This window comes from Microbacterium meiriae (genome assembly GCF_032364335.1).
Classification (GTDB): Bacteria; Actinomycetota; Actinomycetes; order Actinomycetales; family Microbacteriaceae; genus Microbacterium; species Microbacterium meiriae.
Map to the genome: position 1 here is coordinate 2749523 of NZ_CP133984.1, position 20350 is coordinate 2769872.

Sequence of the window (20350 nt, forward strand, 5' to 3'; positions counted from 1 at the left end):
CCCGGATGCGGGCACGACGGACACCGGTGCGCCGGCGGCGCACGCGGAACAGCGGTGACGGTGGTCAGCGCAGCAGCGGCAGACCCTGGAGCGGCCAGATCCAGAGGGCGAAGACGGCGACGAGGACGAACATCGCCGGCGCCAGGACCACGGACAGCCGGCGCAGGTCGGAGGCATCGAAGCCGCCGGAGACGACCTCGGGGTCGGCGAACATCGCGACCGGCTTGGCGGAGCTCGGCAGGGTGTGGCAGAAGCCGGCCGCCGCGGTCGAGGCGTAGGCCGCGGCCATCGGCTCCACGCCGAGTCCCGGCGCGAGGGCGATCACCGCGGGGATGATCGCGGCCGACCGTGCGGAGCGGGAGGGGATGAGCAGGTGCGCGAGCGTGGACAGGGCGATCACCGCGAGGACGAAGCCGACGGCACCCGCCACTCCGAACCCGCGCATCGGCTCGAGGGCGGCGGTGCTGAGCCAGGCGGCCGCCCCCGAGTCGGTGAGCGCCGTGGCGAGCGCGAGCGTCGCGGCCAGGAACAGCAGCAGCGACCAGGGCACGCGCGCGACCGCGGCCGGGAGGGTGGTACAGCCGATGCCCGGGGCGACGGCGGCGACAGCTCCGAACAGCGCGACGAGCGCCGGGGGGATCCCGTGCAGAGGCTCACTGCTCCACAGCACGATCGCCGCGCCGACGAGGAGGGCCGCGCGGCACTCCAGCGCGGTGAGGGGACCGGTCACCTGCCGGCCTGCGGCCTTCTCGATGTCGTCCGTGGTCACCCGCACCGGTGCGGTGCGGTCGTCGCGGTCGACGAAGCGCCAGAGGATGAGCTCCGCAGCCAGATGAGACGAGACCACCGCGAGCGGCAGGCCGAGCCACAGCCACGACAGGAAGGAGAAGCCGGACTCTCCCGCCGCCCGCAGGAGCTGATCCGTGATGATGTGCGCTCCGGCGCCGAGCAGCGAGGCGACGGCGGAGAGGAGCACCACCGTCGGCATGAGCAGCGCGAGGGCCCGGATCACGCGCCCTCGCCCGTCGAGCGCCGTCGACAGGGCTCCGAAGACCGGGACCGCGAGCGCCGCCCTCCCTGATGTCGCGGGTACGGCGAACGCCGAGAGGGTGAGCGCGACGGTCGTGAGGTGGAACAGGCTGCGGGGGCCGCGAGCGAACCGGACGAGGTGCGCGGCTGCGCGCAGCGGGAGCCCGGAGGTCGACACCGCGGCCGCCATCACGAACGCGCCGATCAGCAGCCAGATCGTCTCGTCTCCGAGGGACGCGAAGAACTGCTCGACCGGGAGGACCCCGGCGACGATGAGCGCGATCGCCGCGAGGAACGCGACCAGCGTGTCATCGAGGCGCGTCGCGCTCCACGCCCAGACCGCGAGGAGGAACACCGTCAGCGTGACGGCGATCGGCACCGTGATCCCGCGCCCGCTCGCCTCCGGGTTCAGCGCGCCGATGACCATCGCCGCGCCCATCGCCACGACGAGCACGAGACCGATGAGGGGAAGTGCGCGTCGCGGCTTCGCCGCATCCGGACGGCTGATGATCGGGAGGGGGCCGGTGCGCCGCGGCGGGACGGTCGCGAAGCGGGTGCGCGCCGTCGAGGCGGGAGGAGCGGCGGGATCGTTCATCGGAACCGGTACCCCGCTCCCCGCACCGTCTCGATGCGGTCGGTCCCGATCTTGCCGCGGAGCGCGCGCACGTAGACGTCGACGACGTTCGACGCGGGATCGAAGTCCATACCCCACACATGGCCGATGAGCTGGTCGCGGGAGAGCACCTGACCGGGGTTCTGCAGGAACACCTCCAGCAGCGCGAACTCGCGTGAGGTGAGCTCGCGCACCTCGCCGGCGACGGTCACCGTCCGCGACCGCACGTCCACGCTGACGTCACCGTGGGCCAACGAGGCCCCGCCGCTGCGCCCTTCCCCGTCGCCGATCCGCAGCCGCACCCGGGCGAGCAGCTCCGCGAACTGGAACGGCTTGGTCATGTAGTCGTTCGCACCCCCTTCGAGTCCCCGGACGGTGTCGATCACGGAGTCCCGTGCCGTGAGGATGACGACCGGCGTGGAAACCCCCTCGCCGCGGAGGTGGGCGAGGACGTCGAAGCCGTCCATCCCGCCGAGGCCGATGTCGAGGACGACGAGGTCGAACAGCCCGCTGCGGGCCATGAGCAGCGCGGTGTGACCATCGGTCGCGTCGGCGGTGTCGTAGCCGGCAGCACGGAGTCCGCGGCGCACGAAGGACGTGATGTGCGGATCGTCCTCCGCGATGAGGATGCGGCGCATGTCAGCTCTTCCCTTCGATGGGGTCCGTGTCTTGGACGGGTGCGGGCAGGTCGATCCCGAATGCGGCCCCCTCGCCCAGCACGCTGTCGACCCAGGCCGAGCCGCCGTGCCCGTCGGTGATGGCCCGCACGATCGCGAGGCCGAGCCCCGAGCCGCGGCGCGCACCCGCACTGTCCCCGCGGGTGAAGCGGTCGAAGATGCGCTCGGCGTCGGCCGGTGCCACACCGGGACCGGTGTCCTGCACCCAGAGCCGCAGCCGCCGCTCGGGGCCGTCCCCCTCGAAGCGCGAGCCGATCCGGATCGTGTCGCCGTCTGCGGTGACCTGGACCGCGTTGGCGGCGAGCTGGAGCACGGCCTGCGTCACGCGCTGCGGGTCGAGGGGGACGACGCCCTCGGCGACCTCCATCAACTGCCAGCGTCGTTCGCCCAGCATCTGCGCCTTCGCCTCGACGTCGAGTGTGAGGGTCGCGATGTCGCACGCGGCCAGGCGCACGAAGTCGGGCTGCTCCGCGCGCGCCAGCACCAGGAGGTCCGTGACGATACGGCTCATGCGGTCCAACTCCTCGCTGACGAGGCGCAGGGTCGCCGCGCGCTCCTCGGGGTCTTCGCTGAGGAGCTCGAGGTGACCGCGGACGATCGTGATCGGCGTACGCAGCTCATGACCCGCGTCGTCGACGAAGCGCTGCTGCGTGGCGTGCACGGCCTCCAGCCGGTCGAGCATCTGGTTGAACGTCGTGGCGACGGCGGCGATGTCGTCGCTCCCCTCGACCGGCACGCGAGCGGTGAGGTCGTGCTCGCCGATGTCCCGCGCCACCCGGTAGACCTCGCGGACCGGCGCGAGGATCTGACCGGCGACGAGCCAGGCGACACCGGAGCTGAGGAGGACCCCGATGAGGGCGACCCAGGCGATCGCCCCGAAGCTGCGGTCCACCTGCGCACGCGGCTCTGCGGTGAACTGCACGATCAGCACCGCCCCGTCCTGTCCTCCGCCCGTGAAGTCCATCCGCCCCCAGCGGACCGGGCCGGTCTCGGGCGTGGCCAAGGCTCCGGAGACCGCGATGTCCGTGAGCATCCGCTCCACCAGCGTCGCGTGGGTCTCCAGAGTGCGCGCGCCGCCGTCTTCGGCGACCGCCACCGGGATGCCGTCGAGGGCCGCGATGACGACCTCATCCTCGTGCACGGACTGCCGTGCGACGTACTCCCGGAGCAGCTCCTCGGCGGTCGTGAGCCCTCCGGATGCGGCGTCCTCCGCGAAGCGGGCGAACTCCGCCGCCTCCTGCTCGATCTCTCCGTTCGCCGTCTGCTCGACCGCGGCGAGGAAGACGCTGCGGCCGATGAGCCCGATCGCCAGCACGGTGATCATGGTGCTGAGGATGATCCAGAGCGTGATCCGCCAGCGGGCGGGAAGCGCGCGGCGGCGCAGGGTACGCAGCGGGGCGCCGGGTCGCTGCGCGGCCTGGGGCTCAGTCATCGTCGCCTCCGTCGTCGTCATCGTCATCGTCCACCGGTGGAGCCGGCGCGGGAGCCGGCGCGGGAGCCGGCGCGGGAGCCGGCGCGGGCGGCGGGGCGGGTGCGGGGACGACCGACTCCGTGGGTGTCGGCGTGGGAGCGGGCGTCGGAGTCGGCGTCGCGAGCTGGACGATGAGCGGCGTCTCCGGCAGCCGGGGGGACGCCGGCATCTGCGCGAGCGCGACACTCCCGATCGCGAACGCCACGGGCACCGCGATCAGTGCGCCGGGGATCAGGATGCGTCGTGCGGTGCTCATGCCTCCATCGTGCCCGGGGCGGATGAGGAGGAGATGAGGTGAGGATGAAGATCCCTTCATCCTCACGGACGGTCAGCCGCGCCGGCGGCCGCGGACGGCCTTGAGGGCCATCTGCACGGCGATCACCATGAGATACGCGGCGAAGAGGAGGTTCCCGACGGTCGGGTCGACGATGGTCGCCAGCCACGCGCCGAGGGCCGTGGTGGTGCACGCCGAGACGCCGATGAGCAGCGCGGCCAGGAGGTCGACGTTGCGGTTGCGGAGATTGCCGACCGTGCCGGAGAGAGCGGTCGGGATCATCATGAGCAGCGACGTGCCCTTCGCGACGAGGTCGCTCGTCCCGAACGCGAGCATGAGTACCGGGACCACGATGACACCGCCGCCGACGCCGATGAGTCCGGCCAGGACGCCGGTGCCGATTCCGACGACCACCAGGGCGATCCCGGTCAGCCAGGTGAGCTCGAAGACGGCGTCGCGCGAGGGGATCACGAGGAAGAGGCTCACGATCACGACGACGAGGAAGCCGACGAAGCCCCAGCGGAGCGCGGTCTGCGAGATCCGCGGGAGCAGGCGGGTACCGATCTGCGCGCCGACCACGGCCCCGGCGGCGAGGATCAGCGCCGGGATCCAGGCGACGGAGCCCGATGCGGCGTAGGAGATGACGCCGACGGTCGCCGTCGGGACGATCGCCGCCAGCGAGGTTCCGGCCGCGAGCCGCTGGTCGAACGCGAGCAGGAGCACCAGCAGCGGGACGATGACCGTGCCGCCGCCGACGCCGAAGAGACCGGAGAGGAGGCCGGCGAGGAGGCCGATGCCGATGAATGCCGCGTAGGCGCGAGGCCCGCGTTTCAGGACCGTCGCATCGTTCACCGGATCAGCCTACTCCCGGCCTCTCCCCCGCTCGAATCGTGCCGGGACAGACCTCCGAGTCCGCTTTGACGGGCACCGCGATGGACTCCGTGAGCGCCTGCTCGTAGCGTCGCTGCCGGCGCCGCAGCCACAGCCCGCCGGCGATGAGCAGCGCGAGGATGACGTAGGCGACCGCGGAGAACGGCTGCGCGATGAGCGTCGTCAGGTCGCCCTGGCTGAGCTGCAGCGCACGACGGAGCTGCTCCTCCCCCATCGGCCCGAGGATCATGCCCACCACCAACGGCGCCACCGGGAATCCGTACCGCCTCAGGAAGTAGCCGAGGACGCCGATGATCAGCAGGATGAGGATGTCGACGACCGCGAAGTTCAGCGCGTACGCCCCGAAGGCGGCGAACAGGAGGATGCCGGCGTACAGGTACGGCCGCGGGATCTGCAGGAGCTTCACCCACATGCCCACCAGGGGCAGATTCAGCACGAGCAGGATCACGTTGCCGATGTAGAGGCTCGCCACCAGCGCCCAGACGAGGTCCGCCTGTCCGGTGAACAGCTGCGGCCCGGGCTGCAGGCCGTAGGTCTGGAACGCGGTGAGGATGATCGCCGCCGTCGCCGTCGTCGGCAGGCCCAGCGTCAGCAGCGGCACGAGCACGCCCGCGGCGGCCGCGTTGTTCGCCGACTCCGGGCCCGCGACACCCTCGATGGCCCCGCGGCCGAACTCGTCCTTGCGGCGGGAGAGCTTGCGCTCGGTGGCGTAGGACAGGAAGGTCGCCACGTCGGCCCCGCCGGCCGGGATCGTGCCGATCGGGAAGCCGATGGCGGTGCCGCGGAGCCAGGGCTTCCACGACCGACGCCAGTCGTCCTTCGTCATCCAGCTGCGCCACCCACGGGAGACGGGGATCACGTCGATCGCGCCGTGACGCAGCCGGGCCGCGACGTAGAGCGTCTCGCCGACGGCGAAGAGCCCGACCGCCACGAGCACCACGTCGATGCCGTCCGCCAACGGGAGCAGGCCGAGCGTGTAGCGCTGCTGCCCCGAGAGCCAGTCGGTGCCGACCAGGCCGAGGAACAGACCGACGCCGAGCGACAGCAGGCCACGCGACACGGAGGACCCCATGAGCGCACCGACCGTGACGAAGGCCACGACGATGAGGGCGACGTAGTCGGCCGGCCCGAGGTTCACGGCGAACTGCGCGAGTACCGGGGCGAGCAGCGTCAGGCCGACGGTCGCCAGGGTGCCCGCGACGAACGACCCGAGCGCCGCGGTGGCCAGCGCCGCCGCTCCCCGCCCGAGCTTGGCCATCTTGTTGCCCTCGATCGCCGTCACGATCGACGACGACTCCCCCGGCGTGTTCAGGAGGATGCTCGTGGTCGACCCCCCGTACATCCCGCCGTAGTAGATCCCCGCGAACGTGATGAGCGCTGCGGCGGGTTCCAGCGTGTAGGTGAGCGGGAGCAGCAGGGCGACCGTCATCGCCGGCCCGATCCCGGGAAGGACGCCCACGGCGGTGCCGATCAGCACGCCGAAGAAGGCGAAGACGAGGTAGTGGGGCTGCAGCGCGGTCGCGAACCCCTCGAGGAGCAGACTCCAGCTGTCCATCAGAACATCCTTCCCAACCAGCCGAGCGCCGGTCCCCACGGGAGCGACAGCCCGAGCAGACCGCCGAACACGACCTGCACGACCAGCGCGATGATCGCGCCGATGAGGAGCGCCATCCACCAGCGCCGCGCGCCGAGCGCCCAGGCGACGCCGCCGAACAGCAGGGCCGCGGCGGGTGCCCAGCCGAGCGGTTCGATGAGGAGCAGGTGCGCGACCACCAGCGCCACGATCTTCACGAGCGTCAGCCAGTCGGTCGGGAGGCTCTGATCGACGTCCTCTCCGTCCTCCGGCACACCGCGGTGTCCGCGGAAGATGCTCACGACGACGGCGAGCGACGAACCGAGCAGCAGCACGGAGACGAACAGCGGAAAGACCGTCGGCCCCACCTGGCCGCCTGCGGGCACATGGATGGTGAAGACCCCGGCGAACGCGAACACGCCGAGGGCCACCATGAGCAGGGCGAAGACGAGCTCCCCCCGCGGGAGGGACGCGACGAGGCGTGCGGACCGACGGGCGTCGGTCCGCACCTCCTCGCCGGGTCCGGAAGACCCGGTCGTCATCTCAGCCGACCAGCCCGATGTTCTGCAGCGTCGTGGTGACCTCGGCGATGTTGCCGTCCAGGAACTCGTCGAACTCCGCGCCCGTGAGGAACGCGTCCGCCCACCCTCGCGTCTCCAGCTCGTCCTTCCACGCGTCGGACGCCTCCAGCTCGGTGACGAGGCGCTCGAGCTCCGAGCGCTCGGCGTCGCTGATCCCGCCCGGGGCGATCACACCGCGCCAGTTGGTGAGCACGACGTCGTATCCGGAGTCGGTGATCGTGTCGACGTCCGGCAGCTGTGTGACCGGCTCCTCCGACGAGACGGCGAGGGCCTTCATGGTCCCGGCCTCGATGTGCTGCAGGAACTCGCCGACACCGGAGATGCCCGCCGAGACCTTGCCGCCGAGGATCAGCGACGTCGCCTCGCCGCCGCCCGAGTTGGGCGTGTAGTTCAGCTTCTCGGCGATCTCCGCGCCGTCGAGCCCCGCCTCCTCGAGCAGCAGCCCGGCGAGGATGTGATCGGCTCCTCCCGCGGAACCGCCGGTGATCGTGACCTCCTGGCCCTTGTCCACGACATCCTCGACGAGGTCTTCCAGCGTGTCGTACTCCGAGTCGGCGGGCACGACCACGACGAGCGGTTCATCCGTGAGCCGGGCGATCGGTGTCATGTCCTCGATGCGCACGGCGGAGGCGTTGGTCTCCACCGCTCCCACCATCACGAGGCCCATGACCATGAGCGTGGCCGGGTCCTTCTCGTTGGCGAGCTGTGCGAGGCCGACCGTGCCGCCCGCGCCGCCGACGTTGGTGACGGGCGCCGAGCCGACGATGTCCTCCTGCGTGAGCAGCTGCGACAGGGCCCGGCCCGTCTGGTCCCACCCTCCGCCCGGGTCGGCGGGGACGACGATGTTCACGTCGGTGATGGCGACCGCCTCATCGCCGTCCGAGCCGGCGGCTCCGCCGTCGGTCGTCGAGCACGAGGTGAGGACGAGGGCGGTCGCGGCGACGGCCGCGGCGAGAGTCCCGATGCGGGCATGATTCATGGCGCTCCTCCTTGAGCGTTCGGATGCAATCCGTCCACTGTCGAGGCGCAGATGCGCACGCTCAACCTTCGGAAACCATTGGTCGCGTTCCGTAACTATTGGTCGCGAACACCTCTGCCGGCGGCTCGCGGCCCGGGAACCCAGCCGGGAGAATGGACCCGTGGCCTCGAAGATGACGCTCCGCGTGCAGCTGCTCGCGCTGCAGGCGCTGATCGTGTTCCTGGTGACCCTCGGCACCGGCATCGCCGCCGGAGCGTTCCAGGAGAACGCGCTCCGCGAGGCCTACAAGGACCGCATGCAGGCGGTCGCCCAGTCCGTCGCCGCACTCCCCGTCGTCCTCGATGCGTTCGACGACGAGGATCCGGCCGCCGCCATCCAGCCGGTCGCCGAGGTCATCCGCGAGGCCTCCGACCTCGCCTACGTGGTGGTCGCCAACGACGAGGGCATCCGATACTCGCATCCGAACACCGACCGCATCGGGGAGCGGGTGTCCACCGACCCGTCGATCCCGCTGGGCGGGGAGGTCTTCGTGGGCACGCAGACCGGCACGCTCGGGACGTCGTGGCGGGTGAAGGTGCCCATCCGCGACGAGGACGGCGCGGTGATCGGCACGGCCTCGGTCGGCATCCTGGAGTCGGAGCTGAACGAGGAGTTCACCAGCAACCTCGTGGGACTCATCTCCGCCATGCTCGCTGCGGCGGTGCTCGGGGTCTTCGGCGCCGCGTGGGTGACGTCGTTCATCCGTCGCCGCATCTACCGTCTCGAGCCGCACCAGATCGCGGCGCTCGTCAAGAACCAGGAGACGACCCTGCACGGGCTGAGCGAAGGCGTCGTGACGGTGGACGGGGCCGGGCGGATCACCCTGGTCAACGACGCGGCCGCACGATTCCTCGGTCGCGATGCCGCCGACCTCGACGGCGCTCCCGCGGACGAGGTCCTCGGCACCGAGCTCGCCACGGTGCTCCGCGAGGGCGAGGCCGCGGGACGCCCCGTGATCGTCGGCTCGCATGTGCTCGTCGCCCGGAGCACGGCGTCCGGGAACGGCTCCGCCGATGTGGGGGCGACACTCCTGCTCCGCGACCACACCGAGCTGCACGACGTCGTTCGCCGGGTCGAGGCGGCCGACGCCATCATCGCCTTCCGGGAGCGCTACGGCCTCCCGAAGGGACTGAGCGCGGAGACGCTGGAGCGGGTCTCTGCTGCCCTCGCGGCCCGGCCCGACGCCTCGGCGACCGAGATCGGCGACGACCTGGCCATCTCCCGCGTCAGTGCCCGCCGCTACCTGGAGCACCTCGCGGCGACCGGACAGGCGGTGCGCTCGCTGGACTACTCCACGAAGGGACGGCCAGGGGCACGCTACCGGATCACCGCCCCTCGATGAACGACGAAGCCCGCCACCCCGGAAGGGGCGGCGGGCTTCGTGGGGAGAGAGGTCCTTACTCGGACTTCTTCTCGACAGCGTCCTCGGCGGCGGCCTCGGCGGCCTCGCCCTCGGCCTGCGACTCGGCGCCGGCCTCGGCAGCCGTGTCGTCGGCGGGGGTCTCGTCCGCGGGAGCCTCGACGGTCTCCTCGGCGGGAGCCTCCTCGGCGGCGGGCTTCTCGTCCTTCGGAGCCGCGGCGGCCTTCTTGGTCGACTTCGCCTTCGGGGTGACGGGCTCGAGGACGAGCTCGATCACGGCCATGGGAGCGTTGTCGCCCTTGCGGTTGCCGACCTTGGTGATGCGCGTGTAGCCACCCTCGCGGTCCGCGACGAGCGGAGCGATCTCGTTGAACAGGACGTGCACGACTTCCTTGTCACCGATGACCGACAGCACGCGACGGCGGGCGTGCAGGTCGCCCCGCTTGGCGAAGGTGATGAGGCGCTCGGCGAGCGGACGCAGGCGCTTGGCCTTCGTCTCGGTCGTCTTGATCGACTTGTGGGTGTACAGCGCAGCGGCGAGGTTGGCAAGCAGCAGGCGCTCGTGGGCGGGGCCGCCTCCGAGGCGGGGACCCTTGGTGGGCTTGGGCATAATCGTCTAACTCCTGGTCAGAAAGGGTCGGGTATCAGAAGGACTCGTCTTCGCTGCCGCCGTAGAAGTGGGCGCCGTCGAAACCGGGCACCGAATCCTTGAGCGACAGACCGAGCGAGATGAGCTTGTCGCGCACCTCGTCGACCGACTTCTGGCCGAAATTGCGGATGTTCATGAGCTGCGTCTCCGACAGGGCGACGAGCTCAGAAACGGTGTTGATGCCCTCACGCTTCAGGCAGTTGTACGAGCGGACCGACAGGTCGAGGTCCTCGATCGGCATCGACAGCTCGCTGGAGTTCACAGCCTCCACCGGCGCCGGGCCGATCTCGATGCCCTCGGCCTCGACGTTCAGCTCGCGGGCGAGACCGAACAGCTCGGTGAGCGTCTTGGCAGCCGAGGCCACGGCGTCGCGCGGGCTGATCGCCGACTTGGTCTCGACGTCGAGGATGAGCTTGTCGAAGTCGGTGCGCTCACCGGCACGGGTGGCGTCGACGCGGTAGCTGACCTTGAGCACGGGCGAGTAGATCGAGTCGATCGGGATCTGACCGGCCTCGGCGTACTCGTTGCGGTTCTGCGTCGCGGAGACGTAGCCACGGCCGCGCTCGATGGTGAGCTCGAGCTCGAACTTGGCGGTGTCGTTGAGCGTCGCGATGACGAGCTCGGGGTTGTGCACCTCGACACCGGCCGGAGCCGAGATGTCGGCGGCGGTCACTTCACCGGCACCGGTCTTGCGGAGGTACGCGGTGATGGGCTCGTCGCGCTCGCTGGAGACGACCAGCTGCTTGATGTTGAGGATGATCTCGGTGACATCCTCCTTCACGCCGGGGATCGTGCTGAACTCGTGCAGCACACCGTCGATGCGGACGCTGGTGACAGCGGCACCGGGGATCGACGACAGCAGGCTGCGGCGCAGCGCGTTGCCGATCGTGTAGCCGAAGCCGGGCTCCAGAGGCTCGATGATGAACCGGCTCCGGTTCTCGACGATCTTTTCCTCGGTCAGTGTGGGACGCTGTGCAATAAGCACTCTGTGTTCCTTTCGATCACATGCCCGCTATATGACATGTGGTGGGGTGAGGTCTTGAGTTGTGGAAGTCGATGCCCCACGCGGGGCGCCGAGCCGCTCGACCCGAAGGACGAGCGGCTCGGCACACGCATCAGACGCGGCGGCGCTTCGGCGGACGGCAGCCGTTGTGCGCCTGCGGGGTGACGTCCTGGATCGAACCCACCTCGAGGCCGGCGGCCTGCAGCGAGCGGATCGCGGTCTCGCGGCCGGAGCCCGGACCCTTCACGAGGACGTCGACCTTCTTCACGCCGTGCTCCGCAGCCTGGCGGGCAGCGGACTCCGCTGCCATGCCGGCGGCGTACGGGGTCGACTTGCGGGAGCCCTTGAAGCCCACGCCACCCGACGAGGCCCAGGCGATGACGGCGCCGGACGGGTCGGTGATCGAAACGATGGTGTTGTTGAACGTCGACTTGATGTGGGCCTGGCCCAGCGCGATGTTCTTCTTTTCCTTGCGGCGCGGCTTGCGCGCGGCGGCCTTGGGTGCAGCCATGAAAGTGTTCTCCTAGTCCCTGGCCGCTGCTTAGCGGGCCTTCTTCTTGCCGGCGACGGTGCGCTTCGGGCCCTTGCGGGTACGGGCGTTGGTCTTGGTGCGCTGACCGCGGACCGGGAGACCACGACGGTGGCGGATGCCCTCGTAGGAGCCGATCTCGACCTTGCGGCGGATGTCTGCGGCGACCTCGCGGCGCAGGTCACCCTCCACCTTGTAGTTGCCTTCGATGTAGTCGCGGAGGGCGACGAGCTGGTCGTCGCTGAGGTCCTTCACGCGGATGCTCTCGTCGATGTCGGTCGCCTTGAGGATCTCGACGGAGCGGGTACGGCCGACGCCGTAGATGTAGGTAAGGGCGATCACCACGCGCTTGTCGCGCGGGATGTCAACGCCGGCAAGACGTGCCATGCGGTTCTCCTGGGTGTTGTGGAGGTGTGGAGCAGGATCGGTGCCCGGGCCTCCGCCCCGAGGTGTCAGCTCCGCGTCGTCCGACAGGCGGGAACCTGGGTTCCTGAGCCTGTCGAAGGATCGAAGCGTCTGATCCTGCCGTTTCGTATTGAGTTATGAGATTGCGAGAGCGGCGCTCACGCAGCGGGGGCGCTCAGCCCTGGCGCTGCTTGTGACGCGGGTTGCTCTTGCAGATCACCATGACGCGGCCGTGGCGGCGGATCACCTTGCAGTGGTCGCAGATCGGCTTGACGCTGGGGTTGACCTTCATGATGTTTCCTGTTCGCTGTCTTCACCGGGCAGGCGCGAAGCCTGGGGTGTTACTTCTCGACCGATCAGCGGTAGCGATAGACGATGCGGCCGCGGGTCAGGTCGTAGGGGCTGAGCTCCACGACCACACGGTCCTCGGGGATGATGCGGATGTAGTTCTGCCGCATCTTTCCGGAGATCGTTGCCAGGACCTTGTGTCCGTTGCTGAGCTCAACGCGGAACATCGCGTTGGGGAGAGCCTCGGAGATCACGCCCTCGATCTCGATGACACCGTCTTTCTTAGCCATAGCCTCGCTGACGCTTCTGCAGATCGGTCGATCTGCGGTGGGTGGGTGGTGTGCGGTACCGGGCCGGATCGGACACGCCGAACGCATGGCACAAGGCACCAAAGATCTATGTTATCCGACGACGCCCCATCCGGCAACTTGGCCGGACGGGGCGTCGAGCGGATGGGCGGGTGTCAGCCGAGCAGGTCGGTGAACCGCTTCATGTCTTCCTGGTTCTGCAGGTCGAGGCGCTCTCCGTCGATCTCGACGGTCGGCGTGCCCTGGATGTCGTTGCTCTTCGCCTGTGCGGCGCCGAACTTGCGGTACGTCTCGTCCGTGATGCAGGACACGACGTCGTCGCCGGCGCCGACCTGGGTGGCGAACTCGGCGAGCTGTTCGTTCGTCAGGCCGGGGGTGTTCTCCGCCGGCTGGTTCTCGAACAGGACCTTGGCGTAGTCGAAGTACAGGTCGGAGTCCGACTCGGCGACGCAGAACGCCGCGCCGGCCGAACGGGAGGAGAACTCGGTGCCCTGAGAGAAGCGGTCGAGGATCGCGATGGGGTGCTGCTCGAGCGTGATCTCCCCGCTCTGGGCCTTCGCCTCGAGCGCCGCACCGAACTGGTCCTCGAAGGACTTGCAGACCGGGCACTGGAAGTCGAGGAAGACCGACACGGTCGTGTCGCCGTCGCCCATGGAGACGGAGCCGGCCTCGGCGTCGAAGTTGTCGCTGGCGGACGGGGTGGCGCCGGGAGACGTCGCCTGGTTGTTGAGGAACACCACGAGTCCGCCGAGGGCCACCAGGACCACGACGACGGCGATGGAGACGCCGATCGCGAACCAGTTGGTGTTGCTCTTCGCCGCTGCCATTACTTTCCGATCTCTCGAGGCTCGACCCCGAACGGGGCGAGTCCGGCTCTTCCACCATCGGGCGCGGTGAGCACCCAGATGCCCCCATCATGCAGGGCGACGCTATGTTCCCAATGTGAGCCGTCGGTGCCGTCGACCGTGGTGACCGTCCAGTCGTCGTCCTCCACGAACGTCGCCTCACCCCCGGCGGTGACCATCGGCTCGATGGCGAGCACGAGTCCGGGCTTCACGTCCGCGCCGCGGTCCGGTGTCCGGTAGTTGAAGACGCTGGGGGCCTCGTGCATCTTCCGACCGATGCCGTGACCGACGTACTCGCGGAGGATGCCGTAGGGCTCGCCGCTCACGGCGGACGGCCCCTGCGCCTCGATGTAGTCCTGGATCGCGGCGCCGATCTCGTCGATCGAGGACGCCGAGGCCATCGCGGCGATCCCCGCCCACATCGACCCCTCCGTCACACGCGAGAGCTCCTCACGGCGGGCCACGAGCTCAGGGTGTTCGGGATCCGGGACGACGACGGTGATCGCGCTGTCCCCGTTCCAGCCCTCGAACTGGGCTCCGCAGTCGACCGAGACGATGTCGCCGGGCTGGAGGACCCGCTCCCCCGGGATGCCGTGCACGACCTGCTCGTTGACCGAGACGCAGATCGTGTGGTGATAGCCCTTGACGAGCTGGAAGTTCGACTCCGCACCCCGCTGCAGGATGGCGCGGTTCGCGGCGGCGTCGAGCTCGATCGTCTTCACCCCCGGCTTGATGAGGGCGCGGACGGCGTCCAGGGCCTCGGCGGTGATGAGTCCGGGTTCGACCATGGCTCGTAGCTGAGCCGGGGTCTTGTAGATCGAGCGGCGGAACATCTCAGGCGGCGGAGGCGGGGGAACGCAGCCCGCGAGCGGCCAGAGCGGCGGCGATGCGCTCCGTGATCTCCTCGAGCGAGCCCACACCGTCGATGCGGTCGACGATGCCCCGGCTGCTGTAGACCTCGATGATCGGCGCCGTCTCCTTCTCGTAGATGTCGAGTCGGTGCGCGATGGCCTCGTCGGTGTCGTCGGAACGCCCCTGCTCCGCAGCGCGAAGGGCGAGGCGGGCGATGCTCTCCTCCCGCGGGACGTCGAGGAGGATCACCGCGTCCAGCGCCTCGCCGCGTCCTTCGAGGAACGCATCGAGGTGCGCCACCTGCGCGGTGTTGCGGGGGTAGCCGTCGAGGAGGAAGCCGTTCTCCGCGTCCTCCTGGCTCAGCCGGTCGCGCACGATCTCGCTGGTCAGCTCGTCGGGCACCAGGTCGCCCTTGTCGAGGATCGCGGTGACCTGCTGGCCGAGCGGCGTCCCCTCCTTGATGTTCGCGCGGAAGATGTCGCCGGTCGAGACGACGGGGATGCCGTAGGACTCGGCGATGCGCACACCCTGGGTGCCCTTGCCGGAACCCTGGGGGCCGACGATGAGCAAACGGGCAGTGGGTCGGCGCCCTTCGACGGGCTCAGGGACCAGGTGGGGCACTGTCATCGGAGAAGTCCTTCGTAGTGTCGCTGCTGCAGCTGGGCGTCGATCTGCTTGACCGTCTCGAGACCCACGCCGACGATGATGAGGATCGACGCGCCGCCGAACGGGAAGTTCTGGTTGGCGCCGACCGTCGCAAGCGCGATGAGCGGGATCAGGGCGATCAGGCCCAGGTAGAGGGAACCGGGGAGCGTGATGCGGGTGAGCACGTAGTCCAGGTACTCCGCGGTCGGACGGCCGGCCCGGATCCCGGGGATGAAGCCGCCGTACTTCTTCATGTTGTCGGCGACCTCGACCGGATTGAACGTGATCGCGACGTAGAAGTAGGTGAACCCGATGATCAGCAGGAAGTACGCCGCCATGTAGATCGGGCTGTTGCCGGTGGTGAAGTTCGCGCTGACCCAGCTGACCCACGCGGGCGGGGTGGAGCCGTCCTGCGGGGTGTTGAACTGGGCGATGAGCGCGGGGATGTACAGCAGCGACGAGGCGAAGATGACGGGGATCACACCGGCCATGTTCACCTTGATCGGGATGTACGTGTTCGTGCCGCCGTAGGTGCGACGGCCCACCATGCGCTTCGCGTACTGCACGGGGATGCGCCGCTGCGACTGCTCGACGAACACCACGAGTCCCATCACGATGATGCCGACGAGCAGCACGAGGAGGAAGACCTCGAAGCCCCGGGTCTGCCAGATGATCGACATCGCGCCGGGGAACGTCGCGGCGATCGAGGTGAAGATCAGCAGCGACATGCCGTTGCCGATGCCGCGCTCGGTGACGAGCTCGGCGAACCACATGATCAGACCGGTACCGGCCGTCATCGCCATGATGATGAGCACCTGCGCCCACCAGACGTCGTTCGTGAGGAGCTGGGTGCACGCGCCGATGTCGGTCGTACCGAAGAGCTGGCCGGTGCGAGCCACGGTGACGAGCGTCGTGGACTGCAGGAGCGCGAGGGCGATCGTGAGGTACCGCGTGTACTGGGTCAGCTTGGCCTGCCCGGCCTGGCCTTCCTTGTGCAGCGCCTCGAAGTGCGGGATGACGACGCGCAGGAGCTGGGTGATGATCGTCGCGGTGATGTACGGCATGACGCCGAGCGCGAAGATCGACAGCTGCAGCAGTGCGCCGCCGGAGAAGAGGTTGACGAGTCCGAGCAGACCCTCGGTGCCGGCGTTGGCCGCGAGACACTGCTCGACGTTCGGGAAGTTGACGAACGGCGCGGGGACGTTCGAGCCGAGGCGGTAGATCGCGATGATCGCGAGAGTGAAACCGATCTTCCGACGCAGGTCGGGCGTGCGGAAGATCCGCGCGATGGCGCTAAACAAGAACGTTCCTCCTGAAAAGGTGGCCGAACCCCCGAGGGGCGGCTGAAACACCAGGGTAACCCACTCCGAGGCCGGGGGAATGCGTGCGGTCGGCTTCTCCCCCGCCGAACCAGAAGAGGGGCCGGAGAATCTCCGACCCCTCTTCCGCAGTGGTTACTTGACGGATCCGCCCGCAGCCACGATCTTCTGCTCGGCAGAACCCGAGACCTTGTCGACCGCGACGGTGAGCTTCACGGCGATGTCGCCGTTGCCGAGAACCTTGACCTTCTCGTTCTTGCGAACCGCACCCTTGGCGACCAGGTCGCTGACGGTGACGTCGCCACCCTGGGGGTAGAGCTCGGCGAGCTTCTCCAGGTTCACGACCTGGTACTCGACGCGGAACGGGTTCTTGAAGCCGCGCAGCTTCGGCGTGCGCATGTGCAGCGGCATCTGGCCACCCTCGAAGCCGACGCGCACGGTGTTGCGGGCCTTGGTGCCCTTCGTGCCGCGACCGGCCGTCTTGCCCTTCGAGCCCTCACCGCGACCGACACGGGTCTTCGCGGTGTTGGACCCGGGGACGGGACGCAGGTGGTGGACCTTCAGCACACCGGGGCGGGACGCCGGGGCGTCCTTCTTCGGCGCAGCCTTCGCGGAGCCGTCAGCCTTCGCATCGGCGGCACTGGTCTTGGCCGGTGCCTTCTTCGCGGCGGGCTTCTTGGCAGCGTCGGCCTTGGGAGCCGCCGCCTTCTTGGTGGCCTTCTCGGCCTCGACGGCCTCGTTCTTCTCAGCCATTAGTCGATCTCCTCAACCTTGACGAGGTGGGCGACGGTCTTGACGTAGCCGCGCGTCTGCGCGTCGTCGGGGCGGACGGTGGTGTCACCGATCCGCTTGAGACCGAGGCTGCGCAGCGTGTCGCGCTGGTTCTGCTTCTCGCTCACCTTGGACTTGATCTGCGTGACCTTGAGTCGCGCGGCCATCAGGCACCTACCTTCTGTGCGGCGATGGCCTCGGCCTCGGCGCGGACGAGCCGGGCCGGGGCGACCTGGTCGAACTCGAGACCACGGCGTGCGGCGACGGCGCGGGGCTCCTCGAGCTCCTTCAGGGCGGTGACCGTCGCGTGCACGATGTTGATCGTGTTCGACGAGCCGAGCGACTTGGACAGCACGTCGTGGATGCCGGCGCACTCGAGCACGGCGCGGACCGGACCACCGGCGATGACACCGGTACCGGCAGCGGCGGGGCGCAGGAGCACCACACCGGCGGCCGACTCACCCTGCACGGGGTGCGGGATGGTGCTGCCGACGCGCGGGACGCGGAAGAAGTTGCGCTTGGCCTCTTCGACACCCTTCGAGATCGCCAGGGGGACCTCACGGGCCTTGCCGTAGCCGACGCCCACCAGACCGTTGCCGTCACCGACGACCACGAGAGCGGTGAAGCTGAAGCGACGACCACCCTTCACGACCTTCGAGACGCGGTTGATGGTGACGACGCGCTCCAGGAACTGGTTGTCGCCGCGGTCGCGCGAGTTGCGGTCGCGGCCGCCCTGGTTACGGTCACGTCCGCCGCGGCGGCCGTCCCGCTGGTCGCGAGAGGGCTCAGCCTGCGTGGTGCCGGCGGCCGTCTCGGAAGTGGCAGCAGCCGCTTCGGTCACTTCGTTCTCCTTGTTGTCACTCACAGTGCCAGACCCCCTTCACGGGCGCCGTCGGCGATGGCGGCGACACGACCCGCGTAGCGGTTGCCGCCACGGTCGAACACTGCCTCGGAAACGCCTGCGGCCTTCGCGCGCTCGGCGAGGAGCTCGCCGACCTTGCGAGCCTTGGCGGTCTTGTCGCCATCCAGCGAACGCAGGTCGGTCTCGAGCGTCGAGGCCGAGGCGACCGTGTGGCCCTTACTGTCGTCGACGAGCTGCACGAAGACGTGACGCGCCGAACGGTTGACGACGAGGCGCGGACGCACCTCGGTGCCCACGATCTTCTTGCGAAGACGGGCGTGACGACGCGCGCGGGCGTCAGACTTTGACTTGAGAGCCATGGTTACTTACCACTCTTTCCGGCCTTGCGACGCACGTTCTCGCCGGCGTAGCGCACACCCTTGCCCTTGTACGGTTCGGGCTTGCGGATCTTGCGGATGTTCGCAGCCGCCTCACCGACGGCCTGCTTGTCGATCCCGCTGACGGTGAGCTTGTTCGTGCCCTCGACCGTGAGCGTGATGCCGGCGGGCGGGTCGATCAGGACCGGGTGCGAGAAGCCGAGGGCGAACTCGACCGAGTTCCCCTTCTGCTGCACGCGGTAACCGGTGCCGACGACCTCGAGACCCTTGGTGTAGCCCTGGGTCACGCCGATGATGTTGTTGTTGATGAGCGTGCGGGTCAGGCCGTGGAGAGACCGGGACTCGCGCTCGTCGTCGGGGCGGGTGACGAGAACCTGGTTCTCCTCGACCGACACCTCGATGGGGCTGGCCACCGTCAGGGTGAGCTCACCCTTGGGGCCCTTCACCGCGACCTCGCGGCCGTCGACCGAAACGGTCACGCCCGCGGGAACGTCGATGGGAAGTCGTCCAATACGCGACATTTCGGATTACCACACGTAGGCGAGAACTTCTCCGCCCACGCCCTTCTGCTCAGCCTGGCGGTCCGTGAGGAGACCGGAGGAGGTGGACAGGATGGCCACGCCGAGGCCGCCGAGGACCGTGGGGATCTCGGTCGACTTCGCGTACACGCGCAGGCCGGGCTTCGACACGCGCTTGATGCCCGCGATCGAACGCTCGCGGTTCGGACCGTACTTCAGCGTCAGCGTGAGGTTCTTGCCCACGCGAGCGTCGGAGGTCTCCCAACCGGCGATGTAGCCCTCCTGCTGGAGGATCTCTGCGATGTGCGTCTTGAGCTTGCTCGACGGCAGCGTCACGGTGTCGTGGTGCGCCGAGTTCGCGTTGCGCAGACGGGTCAGCATGTCTGCGACCGGGTCTGTCATTGTCATTGTTGTCTACTTTCGATCATGAGGTTCCGGCTGCCGTTACACGACAGACGGCCTGCGATGAGCACGCAATCTTCAATTGTACGTGCACATCGACGGGCTCAGTGACACGGAGACCACTGAGCCCGTCGAAGGGTCACGCCTGGGCGTCGTCCGCGCGGAACGGGAAGCCGAGGTGACGCAGCAGCGCGCGTCCCTCGTCGTCCGTCTTCGCCGAGGTCACGACAGTGATGTCGAAACCACGGACGCGGTCGATCTTGTCCTGATCGATCTCGTGGAACACGCTCTGCTCCTGGAGACCGAAGGTGTAGTTGCCGTTGCCGTCGAACTGCTTGCCCGACAGACCGCGGAAGTCGCGGATGCGGGGCAGCGCGAGCGACACCAGGCGGTCCACGAACTCCCACGCACGGTCGCCACGGAGGGTGACGTGCGCGCCGATGGCCTGGCCCTCACGCAGCTTGAACTGCGCGATGGACTTGCGGGCCTTGGTGACGATCGGCTTCTGGCCGGTGATCTTGGTGAGGTCGTCGACCGCCCCATCGATCACCTTGCTGTCGCGAGCAGCCTCGCCGACACCGGTGTTCACGACGACCTTGACCAGGCCGGGGATCTGCATGACGTTCTCGTAGCCGAACTCGTCCTGCAGAGCCTTCTTGATCTCGGCGTTGTACTTCGCCTTCAGGCGGGGCTGGATCTTGCCAGCCACCGCAGCGTCGGTCGTTGCCATCAGAGGTCCTTACCGCTCTTCTTCGCGAAGCGCACGCGGACGGTGCGCTTCACGCCGTCCTTGGTCTGCTCCTCGACCCGGTGGCCGACCTTGGTCGGCTTCTTGGTCGAGGGGTCGACGAGTGCGACGTTCGAGATGTGGATGGGCGCCTCGACGGTCTCGAGGCCACCCGTCTTGGTGCCACGCTGCGTCTGACCGACGCGCGTGTGCTTGGTGACGTAGTTGACGCCTTCGACGACGACACGGTTCTGCCCGACGAGGACGTCGAGGACCTTGCCCTGCTTGCCGCGGTCGCCACCACGCTCGGGCTTGGCGCCCGAGATGACCTGAACCAGGTCGCCCTTCTTGATCTTCGCCATG

General features: G+C 68.9%; 27 protein-coding genes. 1 reads left to right on the top strand and 26 read right to left on the bottom strand.

Going from position 1 to position 20350, the window contains the following annotated elements; all coding sequences use genetic code 11:
- Window positions 1-64: 64 nt before the first annotated feature.
- The 8 genes from RI211_RS13290 to RI211_RS13325 form a co-directional block, all read right to left on the bottom strand.
- Window positions 65-1624 carry an SLC13 family permease gene (locus RI211_RS13290; RefSeq protein WP_315637796.1) on the bottom strand — a complete coding sequence of 520 codons (1560 nt, stop codon included), beginning with the start codon at window positions 1622-1624 and terminating at the stop codon, window positions 65-67.
- Window positions 1621-2280, bottom strand: coding sequence for a response regulator transcription factor (locus RI211_RS13295; RefSeq protein WP_315637795.1), 660 nt, complete (start codon window positions 2278-2280; stop codon window positions 1621-1623). Before RI211_RS13295 ends, RI211_RS13290 begins: the two co-directional genes overlap by 4 nt.
- 1 nt (window position 2281) lies before the next feature.
- Complete coding sequence (locus RI211_RS13300) at window positions 2282-3751, bottom strand: sensor histidine kinase (protein ID WP_315637794.1); 1470 nt, start codon at window positions 3749-3751, stop codon at window positions 2282-2284.
- Window positions 3744-4046 carry a hypothetical protein gene (locus RI211_RS13305; protein WP_315637793.1) on the bottom strand — a complete coding sequence of 101 codons (303 nt, stop codon included), beginning with the start codon at window positions 4044-4046 and terminating at the stop codon, window positions 3744-3746. The genes RI211_RS13300 and RI211_RS13305 overlap by 8 nt, the downstream gene beginning before the upstream one ends.
- A 72-nt stretch (window positions 4047-4118) precedes the next feature.
- Window positions 4119-4916 (bottom strand): sulfite exporter TauE/SafE family protein, encoded by a 798-nt coding sequence (locus tag RI211_RS13310; RefSeq protein ID WP_259954433.1) that lies wholly within the window; start codon window positions 4914-4916, stop codon window positions 4119-4121.
- 4 nt (window positions 4917-4920) lie between these two features.
- Entirely contained in the window at window positions 4921-6510 is a 1590-nt protein-coding gene (locus RI211_RS13315; protein ID WP_315637792.1) for a tripartite tricarboxylate transporter permease, read from the bottom strand.
- Window positions 6510-7070: a tripartite tricarboxylate transporter TctB family protein gene (locus RI211_RS13320; protein WP_280564622.1), complete on the bottom strand. Its 561-nt coding sequence runs from the start codon at window positions 7068-7070 to the stop codon at window positions 6510-6512. Before RI211_RS13320 ends, RI211_RS13315 begins: the two co-directional genes overlap by 1 nt.
- Window position 7071: 1 nt before the next feature.
- On the bottom strand, window positions 7072-8088 hold the full coding sequence (locus RI211_RS13325) for a Bug family tripartite tricarboxylate transporter substrate binding protein (RefSeq protein ID WP_315637791.1): 1017 nt from the start codon (window positions 8086-8088) through the stop codon (window positions 7072-7074).
- 160 nt (window positions 8089-8248) lie between these two features.
- Here RI211_RS13325 and RI211_RS13330 point away from each other — a divergent pair, with 160 nt between their 5' ends.
- The gene (locus RI211_RS13330; protein ID WP_315637790.1) at window positions 8249-9469 is read left to right on the top strand and encodes a PAS domain-containing protein; all 1221 of its coding nucleotides are present in this window, start codon (window positions 8249-8251) and stop codon (window positions 9467-9469) included.
- A 55-nt stretch (window positions 9470-9524) separates the two neighbouring features.
- Here the strand turns inward: RI211_RS13330 and rplQ are convergent, their stop codons facing one another.
- The 18 genes from rplQ to rplX all read right to left on the bottom strand — a co-directional run bounded on the left by rplQ (window position 9525) and on the right by rplX (window position 20349).
- Window positions 9525-10097 carry a 50S ribosomal protein L17 gene (gene rplQ, locus RI211_RS13335; RefSeq protein WP_187662241.1) on the bottom strand — a complete coding sequence of 191 codons (573 nt, stop codon included), beginning with the start codon at window positions 10095-10097 and terminating at the stop codon, window positions 9525-9527.
- Between the two features lie 34 nt (window positions 10098-10131).
- Window positions 10132-11121, bottom strand: coding sequence for a DNA-directed RNA polymerase subunit alpha (locus RI211_RS13340; protein ID WP_025102386.1), 990 nt, complete (start codon window positions 11119-11121; stop codon window positions 10132-10134).
- 130 nt (window positions 11122-11251) lie between these two features.
- Window positions 11252-11650, bottom strand: a complete 399-nt coding sequence (gene rpsK, locus RI211_RS13345; protein WP_017829189.1) for a 30S ribosomal protein S11 — start codon at window positions 11648-11650, stop codon at window positions 11252-11254.
- Between the two features lie 30 nt (window positions 11651-11680).
- Window positions 11681-12055, bottom strand: coding sequence for a 30S ribosomal protein S13 (gene rpsM, locus RI211_RS13350; protein WP_187662242.1), 375 nt, complete (start codon window positions 12053-12055; stop codon window positions 11681-11683).
- 193 nt (window positions 12056-12248) lie between these two features.
- Window positions 12249-12365, bottom strand: coding sequence for a 50S ribosomal protein L36 (gene rpmJ, locus RI211_RS13355; protein ID WP_005050492.1), 117 nt, complete (start codon window positions 12363-12365; stop codon window positions 12249-12251).
- A 64-nt stretch (window positions 12366-12429) separates the two neighbouring features.
- Window positions 12430-12651 (bottom strand): translation initiation factor IF-1, encoded by a 222-nt coding sequence (infA, locus tag RI211_RS13360; RefSeq protein WP_017201569.1) that lies wholly within the window; start codon window positions 12649-12651, stop codon window positions 12430-12432.
- Between the two features lie 173 nt (window positions 12652-12824).
- The gene (locus RI211_RS13365; RefSeq protein ID WP_187662243.1) at window positions 12825-13496 is read right to left on the bottom strand and encodes a DsbA family protein; all 672 of its coding nucleotides are present in this window, start codon (window positions 13494-13496) and stop codon (window positions 12825-12827) included.
- Window positions 13496-14347, bottom strand: a complete 852-nt coding sequence (gene map / locus RI211_RS13370) for a type I methionyl aminopeptidase (RefSeq protein WP_187662244.1) — start codon at window positions 14345-14347, stop codon at window positions 13496-13498. The genes RI211_RS13365 and map overlap by 1 nt, the downstream gene beginning before the upstream one ends.
- 1 nt (window position 14348) lies before the next feature.
- On the bottom strand, window positions 14349-14993 hold the full coding sequence (locus RI211_RS13375) for an adenylate kinase (protein ID WP_315637789.1): 645 nt from the start codon (window positions 14991-14993) through the stop codon (window positions 14349-14351).
- On the bottom strand, window positions 14990-16312 hold the full coding sequence (gene secY, locus RI211_RS13380; RefSeq protein ID WP_187662246.1) for a preprotein translocase subunit SecY: 1323 nt from the start codon (window positions 16310-16312) through the stop codon (window positions 14990-14992). The genes RI211_RS13375 and secY overlap by 4 nt, the downstream gene beginning before the upstream one ends.
- Before the next feature lie 153 nt (window positions 16313-16465).
- Entirely contained in the window at window positions 16466-17083 is a 618-nt protein-coding gene (rplO, locus tag RI211_RS13385) for a 50S ribosomal protein L15 (RefSeq protein ID WP_259954467.1), read from the bottom strand.
- Complete coding sequence (rpmD, locus tag RI211_RS13390; RefSeq protein WP_017201575.1) at window positions 17083-17268, bottom strand: 50S ribosomal protein L30; 186 nt, start codon at window positions 17266-17268, stop codon at window positions 17083-17085. The genes rplO and rpmD overlap by 1 nt, the downstream gene beginning before the upstream one ends.
- Entirely contained in the window at window positions 17268-17942 is a 675-nt protein-coding gene (rpsE, locus tag RI211_RS13395; RefSeq protein WP_269474805.1) for a 30S ribosomal protein S5, read from the bottom strand. Before rpsE ends, rpmD begins: the two co-directional genes overlap by 1 nt.
- 20 nt (window positions 17943-17962) lie before the next feature.
- The gene (gene rplR, locus RI211_RS13400) at window positions 17963-18322 is read right to left on the bottom strand and encodes a 50S ribosomal protein L18 (RefSeq protein WP_187662248.1); all 360 of its coding nucleotides are present in this window, start codon (window positions 18320-18322) and stop codon (window positions 17963-17965) included.
- Window positions 18323-18324: 2 nt separating this feature from the next.
- Complete coding sequence (rplF, locus tag RI211_RS13405; RefSeq protein ID WP_187662249.1) at window positions 18325-18861, bottom strand: 50S ribosomal protein L6; 537 nt, start codon at window positions 18859-18861, stop codon at window positions 18325-18327.
- Window positions 18862-18867: 6 nt separating this feature from the next.
- Entirely contained in the window at window positions 18868-19266 is a 399-nt protein-coding gene (gene rpsH, locus RI211_RS13410; RefSeq protein ID WP_025102396.1) for a 30S ribosomal protein S8, read from the bottom strand.
- A 133-nt stretch (window positions 19267-19399) separates the two neighbouring features.
- Window positions 19400-19990 (bottom strand): 50S ribosomal protein L5, encoded by a 591-nt coding sequence (rplE, locus tag RI211_RS13415; RefSeq protein WP_187662250.1) that lies wholly within the window; start codon window positions 19988-19990, stop codon window positions 19400-19402.
- Window positions 19990-20349, bottom strand: coding sequence for a 50S ribosomal protein L24 (rplX, locus tag RI211_RS13420; protein WP_187662251.1), 360 nt, complete (start codon window positions 20347-20349; stop codon window positions 19990-19992). Before rplX ends, rplE begins: the two co-directional genes overlap by 1 nt.
- Window position 20350 lies beyond the last annotated feature (1 nt).